18 protein-coding genes are annotated in these 20,786 nt (G+C 44.8%); 6 read left to right on the top strand and 12 right to left on the bottom strand.

Annotation, left to right across the window (positions count from 1 at the left end):
- Positions 1-105 precede the first annotated feature (105 nt).
- Together radC and KIV41_RS00575 are read right to left on the bottom strand one after the other, a co-directional pair.
- Complete coding sequence (gene radC, locus KIV41_RS00580) at positions 106-780, bottom strand: DNA repair protein RadC (protein WP_045386256.1); 675 nt, start codon at positions 778-780, stop codon at positions 106-108.
- 113 nt (positions 781-893) lie between these two features.
- A complete protein-coding gene (locus KIV41_RS00575) occupies positions 894-2,567 on the bottom strand; it encodes a methyl-accepting chemotaxis protein (RefSeq protein WP_045386255.1) in 1,674 nt (557 codons plus the stop codon).
- 207 nt (positions 2,568-2,774) lie between these two features.
- Between KIV41_RS00575 and coaBC the strand changes: the two genes are divergently transcribed.
- From coaBC to lpxL, 4 genes are all read left to right on the top strand, one after another.
- A complete protein-coding gene (gene coaBC / locus KIV41_RS00570; protein ID WP_045386254.1) occupies positions 2,775-3,977 on the top strand; it encodes a bifunctional phosphopantothenoylcysteine decarboxylase/phosphopantothenate--cysteine ligase CoaBC in 1,203 nt (400 codons plus the stop codon).
- A gap of 156 nt (positions 3,978-4,133) precedes the next feature.
- Entirely contained in the window at positions 4,134-4,724 is a 591-nt protein-coding gene (slmA, locus tag KIV41_RS00565) for a nucleoid occlusion factor SlmA (RefSeq protein WP_010445075.1), read from the top strand.
- A gap of 2 nt (positions 4,725-4,726) precedes the next feature.
- Complete coding sequence (locus KIV41_RS00560; RefSeq protein ID WP_010445073.1) at positions 4,727-5,578, top strand: glycosyltransferase; 852 nt, start codon at positions 4,727-4,729, stop codon at positions 5,576-5,578.
- Between the two features lie 10 nt (positions 5,579-5,588).
- Positions 5,589-6,527: an LpxL/LpxP family Kdo(2)-lipid IV(A) lauroyl/palmitoleoyl acyltransferase gene (gene lpxL / locus KIV41_RS00555; protein ID WP_045386253.1), complete on the top strand. Its 939-nt coding sequence runs from the start codon at positions 5,589-5,591 to the stop codon at positions 6,525-6,527.
- 141 nt (positions 6,528-6,668) lie between these two features.
- Here lpxL and pyrE read toward each other — a convergent pair whose 3' ends face one another.
- Together pyrE and rph are read right to left on the bottom strand one after the other, a co-directional pair.
- A complete protein-coding gene (gene pyrE, locus KIV41_RS00550) occupies positions 6,669-7,310 on the bottom strand; it encodes an orotate phosphoribosyltransferase (RefSeq protein WP_005379384.1) in 642 nt (213 codons plus the stop codon).
- Between the two features lie 224 nt (positions 7,311-7,534).
- Complete coding sequence (gene rph / locus KIV41_RS00545) at positions 7,535-8,251, bottom strand: ribonuclease PH (RefSeq protein WP_050936160.1); 717 nt, start codon at positions 8,249-8,251, stop codon at positions 7,535-7,537.
- 174 nt (positions 8,252-8,425) lie between these two features.
- Here rph and KIV41_RS00540 point away from each other — a divergent pair, with 174 nt between their 5' ends.
- Entirely contained in the window at positions 8,426-9,292 is an 867-nt protein-coding gene (locus KIV41_RS00540; RefSeq protein ID WP_038883423.1) for a YicC/YloC family endoribonuclease, read from the top strand.
- Positions 9,293-9,357: 65 nt separating this feature from the next.
- Here KIV41_RS00540 and KIV41_RS00535 read toward each other — a convergent pair whose 3' ends face one another.
- The 8 genes from KIV41_RS00535 to KIV41_RS00500 form a co-directional block, all read right to left on the bottom strand.
- On the bottom strand, positions 9,358-10,311 hold the full coding sequence (locus tag KIV41_RS00535; protein WP_285335517.1) for a DMT family transporter: 954 nt from the start codon (positions 10,309-10,311) through the stop codon (positions 9,358-9,360).
- Between the two features lie 198 nt (positions 10,312-10,509).
- Entirely contained in the window at positions 10,510-10,881 is a 372-nt protein-coding gene (locus KIV41_RS00530) for a hypothetical protein (RefSeq protein ID WP_282064659.1), read from the bottom strand.
- A gap of 170 nt (positions 10,882-11,051) precedes the next feature.
- Positions 11,052-11,477, bottom strand: a complete 426-nt coding sequence (locus KIV41_RS00525; RefSeq protein WP_010445065.1) for a phosphate-starvation-inducible protein PsiE — start codon at positions 11,475-11,477, stop codon at positions 11,052-11,054.
- Between the two features lie 151 nt (positions 11,478-11,628).
- Complete coding sequence (locus tag KIV41_RS00520) at positions 11,629-12,468, bottom strand: ABC transporter ATP-binding protein (protein WP_143691704.1); 840 nt, start codon at positions 12,466-12,468, stop codon at positions 11,629-11,631.
- Positions 12,469-12,504: 36 nt separating this feature from the next.
- A complete protein-coding gene (locus tag KIV41_RS00515) occupies positions 12,505-13,362 on the bottom strand; it encodes an ABC transporter ATP-binding protein (RefSeq protein ID WP_010445063.1) in 858 nt (285 codons plus the stop codon).
- Between the two features lie 9 nt (positions 13,363-13,371).
- Positions 13,372-15,201 (bottom strand): extracellular solute-binding protein, encoded by a 1,830-nt coding sequence (locus KIV41_RS00510; protein ID WP_285335516.1) that lies wholly within the window; start codon positions 15,199-15,201, stop codon positions 13,372-13,374.
- Between the two features lie 38 nt (positions 15,202-15,239).
- Positions 15,240-16,283 carry an ABC transporter permease gene (locus tag KIV41_RS00505; RefSeq protein WP_252041456.1) on the bottom strand — a complete coding sequence of 348 codons (1,044 nt, stop codon included), beginning with the start codon at positions 16,281-16,283 and terminating at the stop codon, positions 15,240-15,242.
- 1 nt (position 16,284) lies between these two features.
- Positions 16,285-17,310: an ABC transporter permease subunit gene (locus tag KIV41_RS00500; RefSeq protein ID WP_010445060.1), complete on the bottom strand. Its 1,026-nt coding sequence runs from the start codon at positions 17,308-17,310 to the stop codon at positions 16,285-16,287.
- Positions 17,311-18,131: 821 nt separating this feature from the next.
- Here KIV41_RS00500 and KIV41_RS00495 point away from each other — a divergent pair.
- On the top strand, positions 18,132-20,729 hold the full coding sequence (locus tag KIV41_RS00495) for a TonB-dependent siderophore receptor (protein WP_045386243.1): 2,598 nt from the start codon (positions 18,132-18,134) through the stop codon (positions 20,727-20,729).
- Positions 20,730-20,786: the final 57 nt, after the last annotated feature.

Genomic DNA, 20,786 nt, shown 5'->3' with positions numbered 1-20,786 from the left:
TTAGACAGCAGGTTTTTTCTAGCAGTCCAAGCTGAATTCAGTTAAAAATTTAGTGGCGAGGATGATAGCAGATTTTTAGCAACTAACAACCTAAAAAATGCACAGTTATATCCACCCTCTTTCTGCAAAAGAAACGCTTTCGCCATCACCGATAACGAAATGGTCCAAAATTCGAATATCCACCAGCGCTAAAGCGTCGATTAAACGCCGGGTAATCCTTCTATCTGCTTGGCTAGGTTCCGCCACACCTGACGGGTGGTTGTGAGCCAAAATCAATGCAGCGGCGTTGTGGTGCAAGGCGCGTTTGACTACTTCTCTTGGATAAACCGATGCAGCATCGAGTGTTCCTTCGAATAAAATCTCATCTTTTATTACCCGATGTTGGTTATCTAGGAAAAGAATGTAAAAAGCCTCTCTTTGGCGATCTCTTAATATAGAAGAAAGATAAAGTTTAGTTTGCTCTGGGCTGGTTAATGCGTCACCACGCTTTAGTGTTTCTGCTAAATAGCGTTGCGTCATTTCCAAAACGGCTTGTAACTGCACATATTTCGCTTGCCCTAACCCTTTATGTTGGCAGAACTCTTTCTCTGAGGCAGAAAACAACTGGCGAAGTGAGCCAAAATCTTGAATGAGAAAATCTGCCAGCTCAATGACATTCATTCCTTGCGTGCCAGTACGAAGGAAGATAGCCAGTAGCTCTGCATCGCTCAATGCTTGTGGCCCTCTATGAAGCAGTTTCTCTCTTGGCATCGATTCACTGGACAAGGTTTTAAGTATCATCAATGGGACCTGTTCGTTAAACTGCCCCTATTGCACTAAATAAAAAGCGAAAGCCGAAGCCGACTTTCGCTTTTTTCGTTAGCCACTACTTTTCTATGTAATAAAGAGATCAATCAGAGTTTGAAATGCCCTACAAGATCGTGCATTTCAGATCCTGATCGAGATAACTTGGTACTAATATGCTCTGAGTTCTGCAATGTATCATTGATGCGATTCACAATTTGCTGTATCGCCACCAAATTCTGATTAATGTCTTCAGCCACAGCACTTTGCTCTTCTGCAGCTGAAGCCGTTTGAATCCCCATATCACGAATAGTACCGATGGAATGATGCACACCAGATAACGACTGCTGGATCAGCGATGACTCCTCTACCGTCTTCACTCCTCGCTCTTGGCTAGCCGCCATCGTCGTTACCGCTCTAGAGACACCACTTTGCAACTGCTTAAGCATATCGCCAATTTCATGAGTGCTGTTTTGTGTTCGACTCGCCAGTGAGCGTACTTCATCTGCAACCACAGCAAAACCACGGCCTTGTTCACCCGCTCGTGCAGCTTCAATAGCGGCATTCAAAGCCAATAAGTTGGTTTGCTCTGCAATCTCACCAATCACATCCAGCACCTTGGTGATTTGCTCAGTTTGTTGGCTTAATTCAGAAATCGCTTCAGACGTACTATTTACTTCTTCGACCAACTTGCTGATACCATCAATGGCTTGATCAACTTCACGCTGCGCTTCCGTCACCTGATCATTGGCATCATCGATCGCCTGCGCTGTCGCATTCGTATTGGTCGCGACCTCTTTCGCTGTCATGCTCATCTGCGTCACAGCCGTCACTACCTTTTCCGTTTCTAAGCAGTGATTTTGCATCTGCCCACTCGCTTGAGATGTTTGCTGATCAAGTTCACCCGATACGGTTTGCACCGTGGTGGCAGAACGATGAATATCCTGCATTAGCGGGTGAAGCTTATCCATAAAGTCATTAAACGCCGTCGCGACTTCACCTACTTCATCTTTGCTTTCGATTTTCAGGCGCGCCGTTAAATCCCCTCCACCAGCAGCAACATCTTTTAGTGATGTAGCGATATGTTGCAAAGGTTGGATACCTTTGGACACCGCAATACTGGTTAGAATACTTGTGATGATCAGACCAATAACCGAGATGGTAACTGCCGACAACGTATGCTCATTCAGCTCTTGTGTCCGCAATTCACGCTGTATGGCCACTTGCTGATCGATATCATCAATATAAATCCCTGTTCCCAGTACCCAATCCCATTTTGATAAATACTCTGCATAGCCAAGCTTTGGAGCCTGTGCATCAATTGACGGTTTATGCCAAGAGAAGTAAAGGAAACCATCGCCATTTTTAGAGGCGTCAATCAATCCGCCAATGACCGCGACACCATTTTCATCTTTCAAGCCAATGAGGTTCTTACCTTCCAAAGATGGTTTAATCGCATGCAGCGTGTTCACTCCTTTAGAATCGTAAGCAAAGAAATAGCCATCACTCTCAAAGCGCATTGCTTTGAGAATTTCTTTTGCCGCTTCTTTGTTGCTGCCATTCACATCCGCATCGTAAAGCGGTTTTATCGCCGTCACCCCCATCATCATATAGGCTTGTAGCTCTTTCTTACGGCTCTCTATTAACTCCTGTCTATCCCGAGCTAACTCCGCCTCTAAGCTATTACTGCTGTTGATGTAGTACACCACAGAGATCAATGTGGTGATCAATAGCAAAGGGATCAGAGTGACCAGCAGCAATTTACTTCGACTTTTCAATACCATTTTTATTTTCCACTACCTTGTTATCGTTCTTTTCTCTCTATCTTGCCGAGCACACGAGAATTGTCTGTGAAGTAAACAAAACTTTTATATAACGTTCGGTCACTATTATTCTGTTGTTTGATGTGGATTAGCTTCTGGACAGATTTGCCTGGGCGATGAAAGATTCACTTGTGCTAAACTCGTCGCCAGAAAAATTGGAGATCTCACATGCAAACACTAGCAGGAAAGAAAATTCTACTCGGCATCAGTGGCGGTATTGCCGCGTATAAATGTGCGGAGCTAACCCGTCGCCTAATAGAAAGAGGCGCGCAAGTTCAAGTAGTGATGACCAAAGCGGCGAAGGAGTTCATTACTCCCTTGACCATGCAGGCAGTCTCTGGGCGTCCAGTATCGGATAGCTTGTTAGACCCAGCAGCAGAAGCATCGATGGGTCACATTGAACTGGCAAAATGGGCAGATTTGGTTCTTCTTGCTCCTGCGACTGCCGACTTGATTGCACGTATGTCGGCTGGCATGGGTAACGATTTACTGACTACGCTCGTACTTGCGACAGATTCACCAATCGCGGTATCTCCAGCAATGAATCAGCAGATGTACCGCAACATCGCCACCCAAGAAAACATCGCGACCCTAGCACGTCGCGGTATGCACATCTGGGGTCCGGCGGCAGGCGAACAAGCATGTGGCGATGTAGGCCCAGGTCGAATGCTAGAACCAATGCAACTTGTCCATCTGTGTGAACAGTTTTTCCAACCAAAACTGTTAGCTGATAAGTCGATTCTGATCACTGCGGGTCCAACCCGAGAAGCCATTGACCCAGTGCGTTATATCTCTAACCATAGCTCAGGCAAAATGGGGTTTGCGTTGGCGAATGCTGCTGCACAATTGGGCGCTAACGTGACACTTGTCAGCGGTCCAGTAAGCTTGAGCACGCCAGTCGGAGTAGAGCGAATTAATGTGGCTAGCGCACAAGAGATGCACGATACAGTAATGGCTCACGCAGCAAAGCATGATGCCTTTATTAGTTGTGCAGCCGTAGCCGATTATCGCCCTGAAGATGTCGCGTCTCAAAAGTTGAAAAAGACCGAAAACAATGATCAGATGACCATCAAAATGGTCAAAAACCCTGATATTGTTGCGGCCGTTGCAGCGATGACCGAACAACGCCCATTTACGGTGGGTTTCGCTGCCGAAACGAATGACGTTGAGACGTACGCGCGTGGCAAACTGGTGAAAAAGAACCTTGATATGATTTGCGCCAACGATGTTTCAGTTGAAGGTCAAGGGTTTAACAGCAACGACAACGCCATTACTTTATTCTGGCCACAAGGTGAACAGGCATTAGCATTGGAATCCAAAGAAGCCCTAAGCTTCAAAATCTTAGAAAAGATGCATGACTTAATGCAATAACCCATTCGTTTTCATCGAAAACTGGCACAGATTTGGTATAAACATGACAACTGAGGGTGTTAAAGCTCCCATTACACCCTCACTAGTCTAGTTTGATGCCAAATAGCGTCTTATAATCCCCTCCGCTCAATTTTGTATTTTGAAAGGAAGTAACTAATGGCCGGCAGTAAAAAATCCAACCGTCGTGAAGAAATCTTGCAAGCTCTCGCACAGATGCTTGAATCTACAGAAGGCGCTTCACGCATTACTACGGCAAAATTGGCGAAACAAGTCGGGGTATCAGAAGCCGCGCTTTACCGCCACTTCCCTAGTAAAGCTAGAATGTTTGAGGGTTTGATTGAGTTCATTGAAGAAGCTTTGATGACGCGAATCAACCGCATTTTGGATGATGAGAAAGACACATTAGAACGCATTCGCATGGTGATGCACCTTATTTTGGCATTCTCCGAACGTAACCCTGGCCTGACACGCATTCTTTCTGGTCATGCTTTAATGTTTGAAAATGAGCGCCTTCGTGAACGTATCAACCAACTGTTTGAACGTATTGAAACACAACTTCGTCAAATCCTGCGTGAACGTAAGATTCGAGAAGGAAAATCTTTCCCTGTTGAGGAACGTATTTTAGCCGCTCAAATTCTAGGACAAGTAGAAGGTAGCCTAAACCGTTTTGTTCGTTCAGACTTCAAATACCTGCCAACAGCGAACTTTGACGAATATTGGGCGCTCCTTAGTGCACAAATAAAATAAACATGAATACGACTAACCAACCAAAAGCAAGCTTGATCATTGCTTTTTACAATAACACACAAGCGTTAGACCTGATTTTTAATGCATTATCAGATCAAACTGAACCAAACTTTGAAGTTATCATTGCTGATGATGGCTCTAAACAAGACGCCGTTGATTTTATCGCTAAACGTGCTGAAGAATTACCTTATAAAGTCAAACATGTATGGCATGAAGATAAAGGCTTTAGAAAGAATAGAGTTTTAAATCACTCAATACTGGCCTCTAATAGCAACTATTTAATTTTCATAGACGGCGACTGTATACCTCAGAAACACTTCATAGAAGATCATGTCTGCAACGCTGAAAAAGGGCGTAGTCTGTGTGGTCGACGCGCAGAGCTTCCTGAAAAGTTTACTGAAGATGTATTGAATTCGGCCTATCCAGGAACATTCTTTGAAGACAACAAATACCGTTTGCTATTTCACTACTTTACCACTAACGGCAAACATAAAGAAAAAGGTCGACATGTAGAAAAAGGGTTGCGTATAGCAAACCCATTCATACAACACTACCTACAACGCTCAAAAGTAAAAGGAATCTTAGGGTGTAATTTCTCTATCCACAAAGACGACATCCTGAAAGTCAATGCTTTTGATATGCGCTATGAAGCCCCTGCAATAGGTGAAGATAGTGATATTGATTATCGCCTAAATTTAGTTGGTATTACCAACAAACCTTTGTGCAATTTAGGATGTCAAATTCACATGTACCACCCTTGGTTAGATCGCCCATCTGTGAACAAAGAGCTGTTTCAAGAGACAGTAAAAAACAAAGCAGCTTGGGCTGAATTGGGGATCTCGACACTTATATAGGGAGACAATAATGAATAATGAAGGCAGCTTCTCTTTGTCTTTACTCCACCCCAAACATTGGGGCGTATGGATCGGTTTTGGATTTCTGGCAGTAATAGTCAACATCCTACCCTATCGTCTATTAAAATCACTGGGACACTCTCTCGGTGCTTTGACACCAAAACTGTCGCCAAAGCGAGCTGCGATTGCAAAACGAAACTTAGAGCTTGCATTCCCAGACAAATCCGAAGCTGAAATCACTAAAATCGTTGATGAAAACCTTAAAAATACTGGCTTAGCTTTGATTGAAACTGGCATCACTTGGTTCTGGCCAACTTGGCGTTTCAAAAATCTAATTGTAGAAAAAGATATCTGTGCTTTACGCACAAAAGCTACAGAAGGTAAAGGCGTCTTACTGTGCTGTGTTCATGCCCTTAACCTTGAGATCACTGCTCGTGCTTTTGCTGTTCTTGGCGTGGCAGGTTACGGTGCATTTCGCCCGCACAACAACCCTGCATACAACTTTATTCAGTATTGGGGACGTACACACAACGGCAATAAGTTGATTGATCGCAAAGACGTCAAGCAGATGATTCGTGTACTGCGTAGCGGTGAACGTTTGTTTTATTTACCAGACCATGATTACGGTCGTAACAAGTCCGTGTTTGTGCCTTTCTTCGCAGTCGAAGATGCATGTACTACAACTGGTACCAGCATTCTGGCTTACACGTCTAAATGTTCAATTATTCCGGGTTCTGGTTTCCGTAATGAAGATGGCAAATATGAAATCATTGCTGATAAGTGCATTGAAGCCGATTACCCGAAAAAGGATGAGGTAGCGGCAGCTGCCTACATGAACACCTTTGTAGAAGAAGTGATTCTGCGAGCACCTGAACAATGGATGTGGCTACACAAGCGTTATAAAACTATGCCAGATCCAAGAGTGAGGCAAGGGACACGCTACGATTAACTCTCAAACAAGATAGAAGGCTGAAGTATACGCTTCAGCCTTATTCGTTTTCTATTCTAAAGAGTGTTCAAAGTAAGCGACCAACTACTGAAGTCGGTGATTTAGAGCTGGGATAGAAGGCTCTACTTTTAATACTGTGGTCTAAATGCCGTATTCCGCGCGGTACGCTTTTACTGCTTCTAGGTGCTCTTTGTCTGTACCTTTCTCTTCAAGGAAAGTCACAAGGTCTGTCAGGCTAACGATTGAGATTATTGCACAACCAAAGTCACGCTCTACTTCTTGAATCGCAGACAACTCACCTTTACCTTTTTCTTGACGGTCAATCGCAACTAACACACCTGCTAGGTCTGCACCGTTTGCTTGGATGATTTCCATTGATTCGCGAATCGCGGTACCTGCTGTGATTACGTCGTCTACTAACATGATACGACCTTCAAGTGCTGAACCTACAAGGTTGCCGCCTTCGCCGTGGTCTTTCGCTTCTTTACGGTTGAAGCAGTATGGCGTGTCGATGTCGTGGTGATCTGCAAGCGCGACTGCTGTTGTCGTCGCGATTGGGATACCTTTGTACGCAGGGCCAAACAGTACATCAAACTCAATGCCTGAATCCGCCAACGCTGCTGCGTAAAAACGACCAAGACGCGCTAGATCACGACCAGTATTGAAAAGACCAGCGTTAAAGAAGTACGGGCTTTTACGGCCAGATTTCAAAGTAAACTCACCAAACTTAAGAACTTCTTTCTCAAGTGCAAACTCAATAAATTCACGCTGGTATGCTTTCATTATTTTCTCTCTAAATACAGGCTTGGTATCCATATTCCCAAGCAGTTAATAAACACTAATGCGTTATCTCCTAAGTAGATGGATTTACAGCTAGGCAGCAAGTTTTTCTATCCCTATGAGCATAGTCTTCTATGTAATTAGGGTAGAAAAGCGCAGCGAACAACGCTGTAGATTCATATACGACGGAGATAAAAAAATAGCCCCCATAATGGGAGCCATTAAAATCAATTGGCTAACGCCGCCTTCTGCGCTGCGACAATTTCCGTAATGCCGACTTTCGCCGACTCTAATAGAGCCATCAGCTGCTCATGACTGAACGGTTCACCTTCTGCGGTGCCCTGAATTTCAATCATCTTGCCTTCTTCCGTCATTACGACGTTCATGTCTGTGTCTGCCGCTGAATCTTCGACGTACTCAAGGTCACACAGAACATCATCACCAAGTAAACCAACGGAAACTGCCGCTACGTGGCCTTTCATTGGGTTTGCTTTCAGCTTGCCGCTATCCACTAGGTGTTGGAACGCGTCTGCCATTGCAACGCTTGCGCCGCTGATAGATGCTGTACGAGTACCACCGTCGGCTTGGATAACATCACAATCAACCGTGATCATGAACTCACCCATCGCTTGTAGATCAACCACTGCGCGTAGGCTGCGTGCGATCAGGCGTTGAATTTCCATTGTACGGCCACCTTGCTTACCGTTCGCAGCTTCACGACGAGTACGCGAGTGAGTCGCACGAGGTAGCATGCCATATTCAGCAGTTACCCAGCCTTTACCTTGACCTTTTAGCCAACGAGGCACAGATTCTTCAACGGTCGCATTACACAACACTTTGGTGTTACCAAATTCAACTAACACAGAGCCTTCAGCGTAAGCTGTGTAGTTACGAGTAATTTTGATTGGGCGAACTTGTTCCGCCTTGCGATCGTTTGGACGCATGGGCATCTACCTTAAGTAATGAGGAGAAGACGATTTGGTTGGGCGCAGATTATAGCGGAATCGATTAAATAAAGCTATCTGGACAATCTCTACACAGAATAGCACAGCCACAACTCTCAGGCTGTGCTACTATTGCGGGGTAATTTTCAGCAAATTAGAAGACAGGAAAATTCGATGATTTACAGTATGACAGCGTATGCGCGCAAAGAAGTAAAAGGCGATTGGGGCAGCGCAGTGTGGGAAATCCGCAGTGTGAACCAACGCTACCTAGAAACTTACTTCCGCATGCCAGAACAATTCCGCGCTCTTGAGCCTGTACTACGTGAGCGTTTTCGTAAGCGCCTAGCACGCGGTAAAGTAGAATGTAGCCTACGCTTTGAAGCAAACCCAGCAGCAAAAGCTGAACTTAGCATCAACGAAGCACTGGCAAACCAAGTGATCAAAGCGGCAGAACAAGTCATGCACATGACGGGCGAACTAAGCCGCATCAACCCATTCCAAGTAATGCAATGGCCAGGCGTGATGGAGACGCCAGAGCAGAACATGGATGAGGTAAACAAAGAACTGCTTGCAGCCTTTGATGAAGCAATTAGTGAGTTCATTGAAGCGCGTGGCCGTGAAGGCGACAACATGAAAGCGCTTATCGAGCAACGCCTAGAAGCGATCACATCAGAAGTTGTGAAAGTGCGCGCACGCATGCCAGAAATCCTAGAGTGGCAACGTGAGCGCCTGTTCTCGAAATTTGAAGATGCGAAAGTTGAGCTAGACCCATCTCGCGTAGAGCAAGAGCTTATCCTTCTGGCACAGAAATCAGACGTAGCAGAAGAGCTAGATCGTCTTGATTCTCACGTGAAAGAGACCACAAACATCCTGAAGAAAGGTGGCGCAGTCGGTCGTCGTCTAGATTTCATGATGCAAGAGTTCAACCGTGAATCGAACACGCTCGCGTCAAAATCAATCAGCACAGACATCACCGCATCAGGTGTTGAACTGAAAGTTCTGATTGAGCAAATGCGTGAACAGATCCAGAACATCGAATAATAAACCTTTCGATTTATCTTCTAAAGCCCTGCATTGCAGGGCTTTTTCTATTGCATTTCTAGAAGTTAAGCATTGAGATTCTTCATACAATGCTCACATAGCACAGGCTTTTTCTCAGCAGGTTTTAGGCGAAAGCGCTGCCAGAAAGCAGGCTCGGCTTTCGTTACAAAAATACCGCCAAGTAATGGCAGCAGCAGGGCAACAGAAACCAACGACAAACTGTTACCCGCAATCCATGTTGAAAGGCTAAGCGCAATCAACGGGAAAAACAGAAAACAAATCGAGGCAGTAAACGGCGTCGACACCTGTCCAAGTTTAAAGTACGCCACAATGCCCCCTACGCTGGCAAACATACCAAGGTAAATAACTGCCGTAACTGAATCTATTGAGAACTGAGAAATATCTGGCTGCTCAACAAGCAATGAGGTGATAAACAACAATACGGAAGCGACAAAGCTCGGAAAGGCGTTGTAAGTCAGTACTGGAATGCCCTTGCAGAACTTTTCGACAAACACATACATCACCGAATGAATTGCGACCGCCCCACCTAAAGCGAGAAAGCCCAGTAGATAATCCTCGCCACCTAAACTCATCTCTTTAGCCAGAATCAGAATTAAGCTCAGAACCGCCACCAAAAGACCAGCAATCTGCGATTTACGTAACCTAAGCCCAAGGAACAGGCTCGATGTCACCATGACTGCAATTGGCATATTGGCGAAGATGATCGAAGCAAGACCTGATGAAATGTACTGTTCGCCAAAAATCATCAAGGTAAATGGAATCGCGAAATAGAAAATCGCGACCACGAACATCCAAAATACTTTTCCCTTAGGGAAGAACAGGGGCTGATTGAGGTGTTTCGCCAACAAGATTAATAGCGGCGCTGCGATCAAAAAGCGCAGTCCGGTAGCAAAAATGGGCGGAATAGTTTGCACCGCCACTTCCATCGCAAACCACGTGGTGCCCCAAATTAAACACACAGACACAAACAAGATGATCGGTAAATGCTTATGCGTCATGGAGACCTCCCGCTTTTCGGTTGATAACAAGGTTTGGCAGGTGGGCAGCAAGGCGCTCGTTACGAGCAATTAGATTAGTTTTCATTTTTCATTCCCATCACAGGATGGTGCAAATAGAGAGCTATTCACACGCATAACAAATTCACACGGCAATTCGTGCAGTAACATTGTTGGCAGCGATACGCTGCTAGATAGGAATTAAGCTATCGGAGGGCGATAGTGAGAGTGCATGTCTGCACTGGTGTAGAGTGCGGCTTTGCTTACCGCCATTTCATCTCGGAATAGAGCTTCATAAGTTCTTAGCTGAGTTTCAACAACAGCCGAACCCGATGCGTGACCATGGGAACAACACTGCTTTTCAAAGCATGTTCCGCCAGGTTCACAACAACTCGGTTCGTCCTTTTCTGCTGAACCAAAGGTTAAGTCACAGTAGCTAATATGCAGAGACTCAGCCGTCGTGATGTGGCTCACTGTTGATGGTATTTCTGCACGAGCGATACCGCTTGAAAGCGCAAATGCAATCAAGACACTCAGCAGAAAATAAATTGTCGATGTGCTTTTCGCTAGCATCACAATATCTCATCAGAACAGGTAAAAAGGTTAGTGTGAAGATACTCATCAATTAGACAAGAAACAAGATGGCTTGAGATGACTTTACACTTTTTTACCCCAATGCCATTTGGAGGTGATTTCCCTTCACACAAAAAATTAAGCCTCGCACTGAGCGAGGCTTAATAACATTATTCGTCTTTTTCGGCGGTTTGATTATCGATATACGGCCAATAATGATGACCGACTCGAATAACCAAGGTTGCCGCAGCCAGAATAAACGCGGCTAAAGAAAGCCATACGATCATCACGGAGTCGAGTTCTTTCATGCCAAGCGTGATGTAACGAGCAATGGCCATCATAGCAATGTAAATTGGATAACGAACCGGTATCTTACCGTTCATCACAAACTGCCCGACCATGGCGAGCACTTCGAGGTAGATAAACATCAATAAGATGTCATCAAGTGAAACACGCTTTTGTACATAAATATGGATAAACTCTTCCACCATCGCCCACACGGTCGCCAAAGTAATGGCAACCAATAGAACGGCTTCAAGCAGATGAAAAAGTTTCAGAAAGGGACGACTGAATGATTTAGGTAAATGCGACGGCATGGCCAACTATCCAAACAAATCAAAGGAATAAGTTTGCAGTGTAGCACGCTATTTTAAAGAAGCTGAAGACAGAGAATCATCGGAAATAAAAACGCTCCAACCAAGTGGAGCGCTTTTCTCTTAATAAGTTGGTTTTATTTGGATGGTGGCGTTACGCCACTTGCTGCTTTTTTTCTGCCAAGCGCTTTTTCTTACGATACTTAGGATGCGTGATTGGAATCGCCGACAAGAGCTTCTTGGTATAATCGTTCTGAGGATTCGCGTAAATTTCTTTCGCGTTACCCGCTTCCACGACTTTACCAAAGTACATCACCGCAACCTTATCAGACACATGCTTCACTACAGACAAGTCATGCGAGATAAAGATAATCGCAAGGTTCATCTCTTGTTGCAGTTGCAATAGCAGGTTTAGGATTTGCGCTTGAACCGATACGTCCAACGCTGATACCGACTCATCACAAATCAGCAATTTAGGCTTAAGGGCAATCGCACGAGCAATACCAATACGTTGGCGCTGACCACCGGAGAACTCATGCGGATAGCGGTTTATCGCGGTTTCTGGCAAGCCAACTTTAACAAGCAGCTCTTTCACCCACTGTTTGCGCTCTGCAGACGTACCGATGTTGTGAATCACGTACGGCTCTTCGAGAATCATGCCGATAGTATGGCGTTGGTTTAGCGATTCCATTGGGTCTTGGAAAACAATCTGCATGTCTTTACGCAATGAACGCATCTGCTTTACGGATAACTTGGTGATGTCTTTGCCTTCAAAGAAAATCTTGCCCTCAGTTGGCTCATACAACTTGAGAATCGTGCGGCCCAAGGTACTTTTACCACAACCAGACTCGCCCACTAGGCCAAGAGTTTCCCCCTCGCCTACTGATAATGACACACCATCAACCGCTTTAATGGTGTAGCCTTTCTTAAACAGCCCTTTACCAGATACAAAGTGCTGCTTAAGATCTTCAATTCTTAATACTTCTTTAGCCATAACATCCTCTTTTATGACGTGCTCACTTTGCACCTGTTAGCTAGCAAACATGCTGGCATCAATTGGCTTAATGTCGATCATCTGTTTTGGTTCATTATCCAAACTAGGCATCAACCCCATCAAGCGCTCTGTGTAAGGGTGTTGTGGATTATCAAATAGCTCAAAAATCTCCGCTTTTTCGACAATACGACCACCGTACATCACCGCCACGTCATCACACACTTCGGCAACCACACCAAGATCGTGGGTAATGAAGATCATCGCCATGCCCGTCTCTTCTTGAAGCTCATTCATTAAGTCAAGGATAGACGCTTGAACGGTTACATCCAGTGCGGTAGTTGGTTCATCACAAATCAAAATGTCAGGCTTACACGCCAACGCCATCGCAATCATCACGCGCTGACGCATACCACCTGATAAGTTATGTGGGTACTCGTTCAAGCGCTTTTCTGGCATTGGAATTTTAACTTTCGCCAGCATTTCAATGGCATAAGCTTCCCGCTCTTTTTTCCCTAATTCTGGGCGATGCAGTTCTAGCACTTCACAAAGCTGGCGACCGATAGAATGCACCGGGTTCAGTGCCGTCATCGGATCTTGGAAAATGATCGAAATACGGTCACCACGCATGGCGTACATCTCTTCTGCTGGGAGCGTCACGAGATTAGTGCCACGATAGTTAATCTCACCATTAATGATATTACCGTAAGGCTTAGGTAACAGACCCATGATGGACATTGAGGTCACACTCTTACCACTGCCCGACTCACCTACCAAACCAAGCGTACGACCCGCACGAACATCAAAGTTAACACCATGAAGTACCTTTACCGGGCCATCATCGGTCGTGAACTCTACTTCTAGATCTTTAACACTTAGGATTACATCGTTTTCCATAACACATCCTTACAGCTTATAAGTGTCGTCAACAACCACACTCGGCTCAAAAGTTTTACCCGACTTCATCGCCTTTTCAGTTTGTTTCTTAATCTCTTTGTCGATCCAGAACACACCAAGACCCGGAGAGAATGCATTAGGGAAAAGCATCGCTGTTCGTTTCGTCATTGGTTGCTCAGGATATTTCATCCAACGCCAATGACCTTCACGGGTATATGGCACCATATATCCAGGAACAATCACGGCAGCGTCATTAATAATGGTTTGGATTTGACGAGAAATTGCGCGCTTTTTATCGATATCAAACTCATGTTTGAAGTCCATAATAAGTGCATCTAATTCTGGAGAACTGTAATTAGCATGGCTGTTAGTTTGCGGTTTGTTCGCATTCACTGAATGGAAATACTCCCAGTATGCCGGAACTTCTGCTGTTCCCATCGTTAAGAATGCCACCTCGTGCTTCTTCTCTAAGATGTATTTAAACGCCGATGAACCATCCACCAAGTTCAATGTGTACTCAAGCCCAGCTAACTTGGCTTGTTCTTTAAGGAATGACATTCGTGGTGTATGACCCGCAAAACTATACGTGATGGCAAAGCTTAATCGCTGACCTTTATCGTTGACACGGATGCCGTCCTCAGCAATTTGGTCAAATCCCGCCGTCTTAAAGTACTCCACTGCTTTTTCAGGCTCAAACTTTGGCGGCACCGCATCTTTCAAATCATAATCACCGCGCCCTACGCCTAAGGCATTCGGTTTACGAACATAATCTCCACGAGTGAGTTTTTCGATCATGCCATCAAAATCGCTCGCCAATGCGACACCTTTTCGCACATTTAAGTCGCTTAGCATTGGGTTGGCGGTATTCAGCCATAAGCCACCAGCCCCTTCTGGATATTGATTGTAACCCCAGAATTTAGTGATATAACCTTTCTCGTATGGCGCAGTTTTGGTCTTGTCATGCCAAAGGATTGGCCTAACTAAACCAAAAGAATCAAGCTTACCTTTTTCAAAGTGCTTCATCGCGATATCTGCATCTCGGATCACGGTAAAGCGCACTTTTTCTACATTGTAACGATTCTTATAGTATGGATTAGAGTAACCCCACCAATCCTCTCCAACGTGCTTAAAAGTAACACTTTTGCCTTTTTTGACTTTATCTAGGTAGTAAGCAAACGTCGTTGGCTCACTCTTAAAGTTGTATTTGCGAACAAAGTTATCATCGATGCCGTCGCCATTTTCATCTTTCGATGGATTGGCATAAAAATGCGCAGGTCTGGGGGTCAAAGAGCCAAGCGTATACAGCAGATCTTCTTGGTTTTTCTCTGAGCCAGAAACGAAAGCCAAAGTGTGGTCATCGTATTTGATGACATCAGCGATCACATTGGTGTAGTACTCGTTATACCATGGTGCAACGATGTCTTTAGAGCGGTAGAACTTAAGCATGAAGACAAAATCATCAGCAGTAACCGGCTTGCCATCAGACCATTGAGCTTTTGGATTTAGCTTGAAATAGATAGTCTTGTTATCGTCATCGAATGCCCACTCATTAGCTAGGTCAGGAATCCACTCTAGCGTGTTTGGGTGCTTTCGAACTAAGTTTGGTGCATCATCGGCAAACCATCCGCGTAGACCAGAGTTAGAATCGGGGCCAACACTACGAAGTGTCTGGGGGAAACTAGACATGAAGGTACGATAAGTGCCACCAAATTGCGCTTGTTCAGACGCATATAATGGTGCATCCCAATTTGTATGCCAGTTTAAGTCAGTCGGAAGCGTCTCTGACATCGCACCAAAACTCAGGGCGCTCAGCGTAGACGCTAAAAATAATTTATTCATAAAACTTCCCTTTTTTATGTTTTGCTCACAATGCTTGCTTAAACATAGCGTGTGAATTTTTTCGGGTCGAATGCCGCTCGAATCGCTTCACCAATAAAGGTCACCATGACCAATACCAGTACAATCGAAGCCACAACTGATGAAACAATCCATGGCGAGTCTAAATTCGACTTACCTTGTTGCAACAGCTCGCCCCAACTTGGAGTTGGTGGCATCAAGCCAAGGCCGAGGTAGTCCAGAGCCGTTAGCGCGGTGATGTTTGCTGCGATAGTAAAGGGTGCAAGCGTCACAATCATTACCATCGTGTTTGGCAGAATGTGGTTAAACAGGATACGACCAGTTGAAGCCCCCAATGCACGAGCCGCCATTACGTATTCACGCGCAGACTCTTTATAAGTCATGGTTCGCATGTACCAAGTCATCCCCATCCAGCCAAATAGGACGTTAATGGCGACGAATAAGGTAAAGGTAGGCTGAACAATCGATACTAAGATCATAATGACATACAGGAATGGCACCATTGACCAAACTTCAATTAAACGCTGAACAAATAGGTCAAACTTTCCGCCCCAGAAACCCATCGCACAGCCAACTGCGGTACCGATAGCATAAGAAACAGCCATCGTTAGTAGCGCGAAACCCATTGCGGTACGGAAGCCATATACTAGTCGAGCTAAAATATCACGGCCGATAACATCGGTACCCAAATAGTGTTTGTCTTCTGCACTTGGCGCCGTTGGAGGAAAGTCACCACTGAAGTCTTGCTCGTATGGGTTCCAAGGCACGATAGGTAGAATAACGAAGTTATCACTGCCTTCCGCGGCAAATACTTTCTGTAGTTCTCGGTAATCCGCTTCGCTAGAGGACGCTTGTCCAAAGTCACTCCCCAAACGTACATCGCTCACGACAGGGAAGTAGTAACTACCATCGTACTTTACTACCAATGCTTTGCTGTTGATCAACAACTCCGCAAACAGCGATAGAACCAACATGGTCGATAAAATAAGAAATGACCAGTAACCACGTTTTATATCTTTAAAGTGACGGATTTTCTTTTGAGTTAATGGGCTAACTTTAATCATATTACGCTCCAAACTTCACACGAGGGTCGACTAAAGCAACACAAATATCAGAGATGATGTTACCTATAAGGAGCAGCATCGCGTTGATAGCGACAATTCCCATTACTACTGGGTAGTCACGCTCCATAATCGATTCATAACCAAGCAATCCGATACCATCGATATTGAAAATAACTTCAATCAAGAATGCCCCGGTCATAAAGAACAATAACGAGTTACCAAAGTGAGAAGCGATAGGTATCAAGCTATTGCGTAGCGCGTGTTTGCGTACCGCTTTTTTAAACGGTAAGCCCTTGGCAATCGCAGTACGAATGTAATCTGACGACAGGTTTTCCATAAGGTTATTCTTCATCGTCATGGTTAGCGTTGCAAAATCGCCAATCAAGTAACAAATCAAAGGCAGCACCGCATGCCACATAATGTCTTTAGCACGCTCAAAGAAGGTTTCATAGTCGTCAAAGTCGTCCCCGACAAAGCCTCCCATTGGGAACCACTCTAGGTGATAACTGAACAACGTAATCAGCAAAACACCAACTACATAGCCAGGTAAGGCATAGCCAACGAAGATAAGAATAGAAGAAGCGGAATCAAACACAGAGCCATGCTTCAACGCTTTGTAGTAACCGAGCGGAATTGAAATGAAGTAACTAATAAAAAACGTCATTCCACCATAAAATAGTGAGACTGGCAGGCGCTCAGCGATCATGTCTGAAACAGGCTCGTAGTAACGGGTTGATTCACCGAAGTCTAAAACCAATAATCGGCTTAACCAATCGATATAAGCCTCTGTTACAGGCTTATCTAGACCGTAAAAAGCATTCAGCTCAGCGATTTGATCCTCTGAAAGTGCAGTATTACCCCCCGCAGAGGTCATAGCCGCGGCACCGTCTCCCTGCGACTGCATTTGAGACAGCATTCGCTCAACTGGGCCACCGGGTACAAATCGAGTGATAGCAAAAATTAGAATAGTAATTCCCAAGAATGTTGGAATCACTAATGCTAATCGGCGTAAAAAATACGACAGCATATACAACTTACTCCATGTCTACTGTCCATTGTTAGGCGGGTTCGGGGAGGAGGTTTCCGGCCCAAAATGGTGCAATTCGATAACGTAGCAACTGAAGTTATTAAAACGCACTCCCTGAGTTTCAATAACTAGTTTTTTCCACTACTGCAACAATTTCAGCGTCATATTTATCTTGAAACTCCGCACGCTTCAAGTGTTTGAGCCCAAAACATGACAAACTTCCTTCAATGTCGAAAAATGAAAATGTTTTTGAAAAAAAATATAAAAAACCACAAAAGTCATTCATACAGGATATCAATCTAGGCACTTTAGAGTTAAAACCTTACATAAACATGCACTAACAGTGACTATTACAACACTTAAACCAAAGGTTAATTTGACGCTAAAATAACAGTGAGCCCTTTTAGTACAATGGGTATCATTATTTGATACCGATCGCTGCGACCGAGTTAACATGTCACCCATTCCATAAAAACCACCTCTAAGCAGAATATTCTACAAATTGACTGAAATTCAGTACTCAAAGCCCACTTAAAATCCATACACAACATAAGTCATTACTGTTTACAAGAAACACAAAATACGGTGTTTTATTAAAATTTAATCCCGCCCTGCAAATAACTGACAGAAAATTATTCTGTGATTTATGTCACTTTTGGTTTTTTACATCTTTTTTACATTTTCTTATCTCATTTTACCACTGGTTTGACTTCCTTTTTTCATCTCAGGTATACATGCCTTTAGCGTTAACGAAATATTAACGTCACAATTGGTCGTTATGCGGCCAGACATAGGAAATAATAATAATCGGAGCAACAAGGATGTATAAAAACACAACCGCTTTATCTGTTGCGATCAGCCTTGCACTGGGAACCGCAGCAGTGGCACCTCTAACAGCGCAGGCAGAAGAGCAGCAAGTTGAACAACTTCAGAAAATGAAGGTAACAGGTTCACGAATCTCCACCACGGACATGGAAGGTCCATCTCCAGTAACTGTAATAAGCAGCAAAGACATTGAATCGAAAGGTTTCAACAGCGCTCAGGACGTTTTAAATAGTTTGACCCAGAACACCGGCGGTGTAATGGCGCAAACTGACTCATTTTCTTTCACTCCTGCAGCTCAATCTGTAAACCTACGTGGTCTTGGCGCTTCGCGTACATTGATCTTGATTGATGGCCGTCGCCTACCGCAATACCCACTAGCCCAAAATGGTACGTCTAACTTCCAAGACATCGGTCAGATTCCTGTAGCCGCTATTGAACGTGTGGAAGTAATGACTGATTCGGGCTCTGCGATCTACGGTTCTGACGCAATCGGTGGTGTAGTTAACTTCATCCTGAAAAAAGACTTTGATGGTGTTTCAGTTAAAGTTCGTGCTGGTGACGCAACTGATGGTGGTTACCAAAATGGCCGTCTAGATGTGGTTGCAGGTAAAGACTTCGATGATAAAAGAATTCTTTTCGTAGGCCAGTTCGCTGGTAATGAAATGCTAAAACAAACCGACAGAGACTGGGCTGGTGATGATAACTCAAGCCGTTCTCAACTAAGTGGTTATTCAAGCTACGGCTCAAACTTTTACGGCAAAGATGGAACGCACCTAACTCCGGCTGACGTAGGGTCATCATGTAAAGAGGTGGTAGGTGAAGCAGGCATAGACCGTGCGGATGGCAAGTGTGGTTTCAACCGTTCAGCCTACCGAACACTAAAGCCTGAAAACAAACAAGTTGATTTACTAGTTCGCGGCGAGATGGACGTAAACGACGACGTGACGGCGATGGCCGAAGCTCGCTTTGGCTACAAATCTACGGAATCTGAATTCGAGCCAAACCCATACAGTGTTGTCGTTGACGATACACACTTCCGTGGTGCTGGTGAATATACTCGTCGTATGGTTGAGTTTGGGCCTCGTGAAAGTAACACAGAAGCAGATTCTTTCGGCCTGACAGTCGGTCTAAATGGCCTACTAGCGGATACTTATGATTGGGATGTTTACGCTGGTTACTCAGAGCAATCTGTAGAGACTGATAACCCAGCTATCTACAAAACTCTCGATGAAGCCGTACAAAATGGTGAGGTTGACCTACTAGGTCCAATTTCACAAGAGGCTGTGAACAAATACAGTGGCACTTCAACTAAAGAAGCTTACTCAAAACTTTACTCTCTGAACGGTTCACTTTCTGGTGATTTGATTGACCTACCTGCAGGTATGTCTGGCTTCGCAGTATATGGTGAATGGAACCGTACCGACTACAAGGAAACTATCGATGCGACAACAGCAGCTGGTGGTTTCTCTGGCTTAGGTGGTTCTGCTGGTGGCGGTGAGCGCGACCAAGTCGGCCTCGGTGTCGAAGCTCTGATCCCTATTATCGAAGATCTAGAAATGACTGTAGCAGGTCGTTATGACCACTACTTCGATGACTCTGCAACTGGTGGCGCGTTCACTCCAAAAGTAGCACTAGCGTACCGCCCAACGGATACATTATTGCTTCGTGGTAGCTATGGCCTTGGTTTCCGTGCGCCAGACCTGAAGCGTCTATTCGGTGAAGTTACTCGTGGTTTCGGTTCAGGTTTCGACCCTGTATTGTGTGCGGCAGCAGGTGGTAGCGGTCCTCAGGACAAAGATAAGTATCCTGAGTGTGATACTCAATATTTTGATACTGAAAACGGTCCAAACTCTGAGCTAGAAGAAGAAACGAGTACCAACATTAACTTGGGTCTTGCATGGGAGCCAGTTGACGACTTGGGTCTAACTGTAGACTGGTACCACATCAAAATGGAAGATGTAGTAACAGCGCCAAGCTACCAAGACGTAATCAATGATCCAGGTAAATACCCTGGCACTGAAGTGGTTCGTAATCCAGATGGCACAATTAAATCAGTATCTTACGGCCCGGTGAACCAATCTTTTGAAGAGCGTTCAGGTATCGATATCGCTGTGACATACGCTTACGATACTAACGAATATGGTTCATTTAGCTCACGCGTTGCTCTAACCAAGATCCTTATCGCGGAATACCAAGAGAACGATGCTGAGCCAGTAATCGACGAAACTGACTTTATGCCAGAGTACACAGCAACCCTAAACTTGGGCTGGGCTTACCAAGATGTAAGCGTAAATGTATTTGGTAAGTACCGTGACCGCATGTGTTCTAGCTATGCTAACCGTTACTACTTTGATGACTGTGACGCAGCAAAAGCTGCTGGATATGACGCAGAAATTGCAAGTATGACAACTTGGAACCTTACAACCACTTACCAGTTCAACGAGAATGGCCGTGTGACTTTGGGTGCTATCAACCTATTCGACAAAGTACCACCTAAAGATCCTCTAAGTGATACGTCTCCGTTCTATGCAAGTGGCTATGACGATCCAATCGGTCGCCAACTATACATCGAAGCATCATACGACTTCTTATAAAAAATTTGGCGCGGGTTTTCCGCGCCCTTTTCGACTGACTTAAACACTGACAAGGAT

Origin of the sequence: Vibrio sp. D401a, from assembly GCF_030248515.1 — a bacterium.
Taxonomy (GTDB): Bacteria; Pseudomonadota; Gammaproteobacteria; order Enterobacterales; family Vibrionaceae; genus Vibrio; species Vibrio rotiferianus.
Note: the sequence above shows the minus strand (reverse complement) of the source record. Positions and strands in the feature narration are given on the sequence as shown.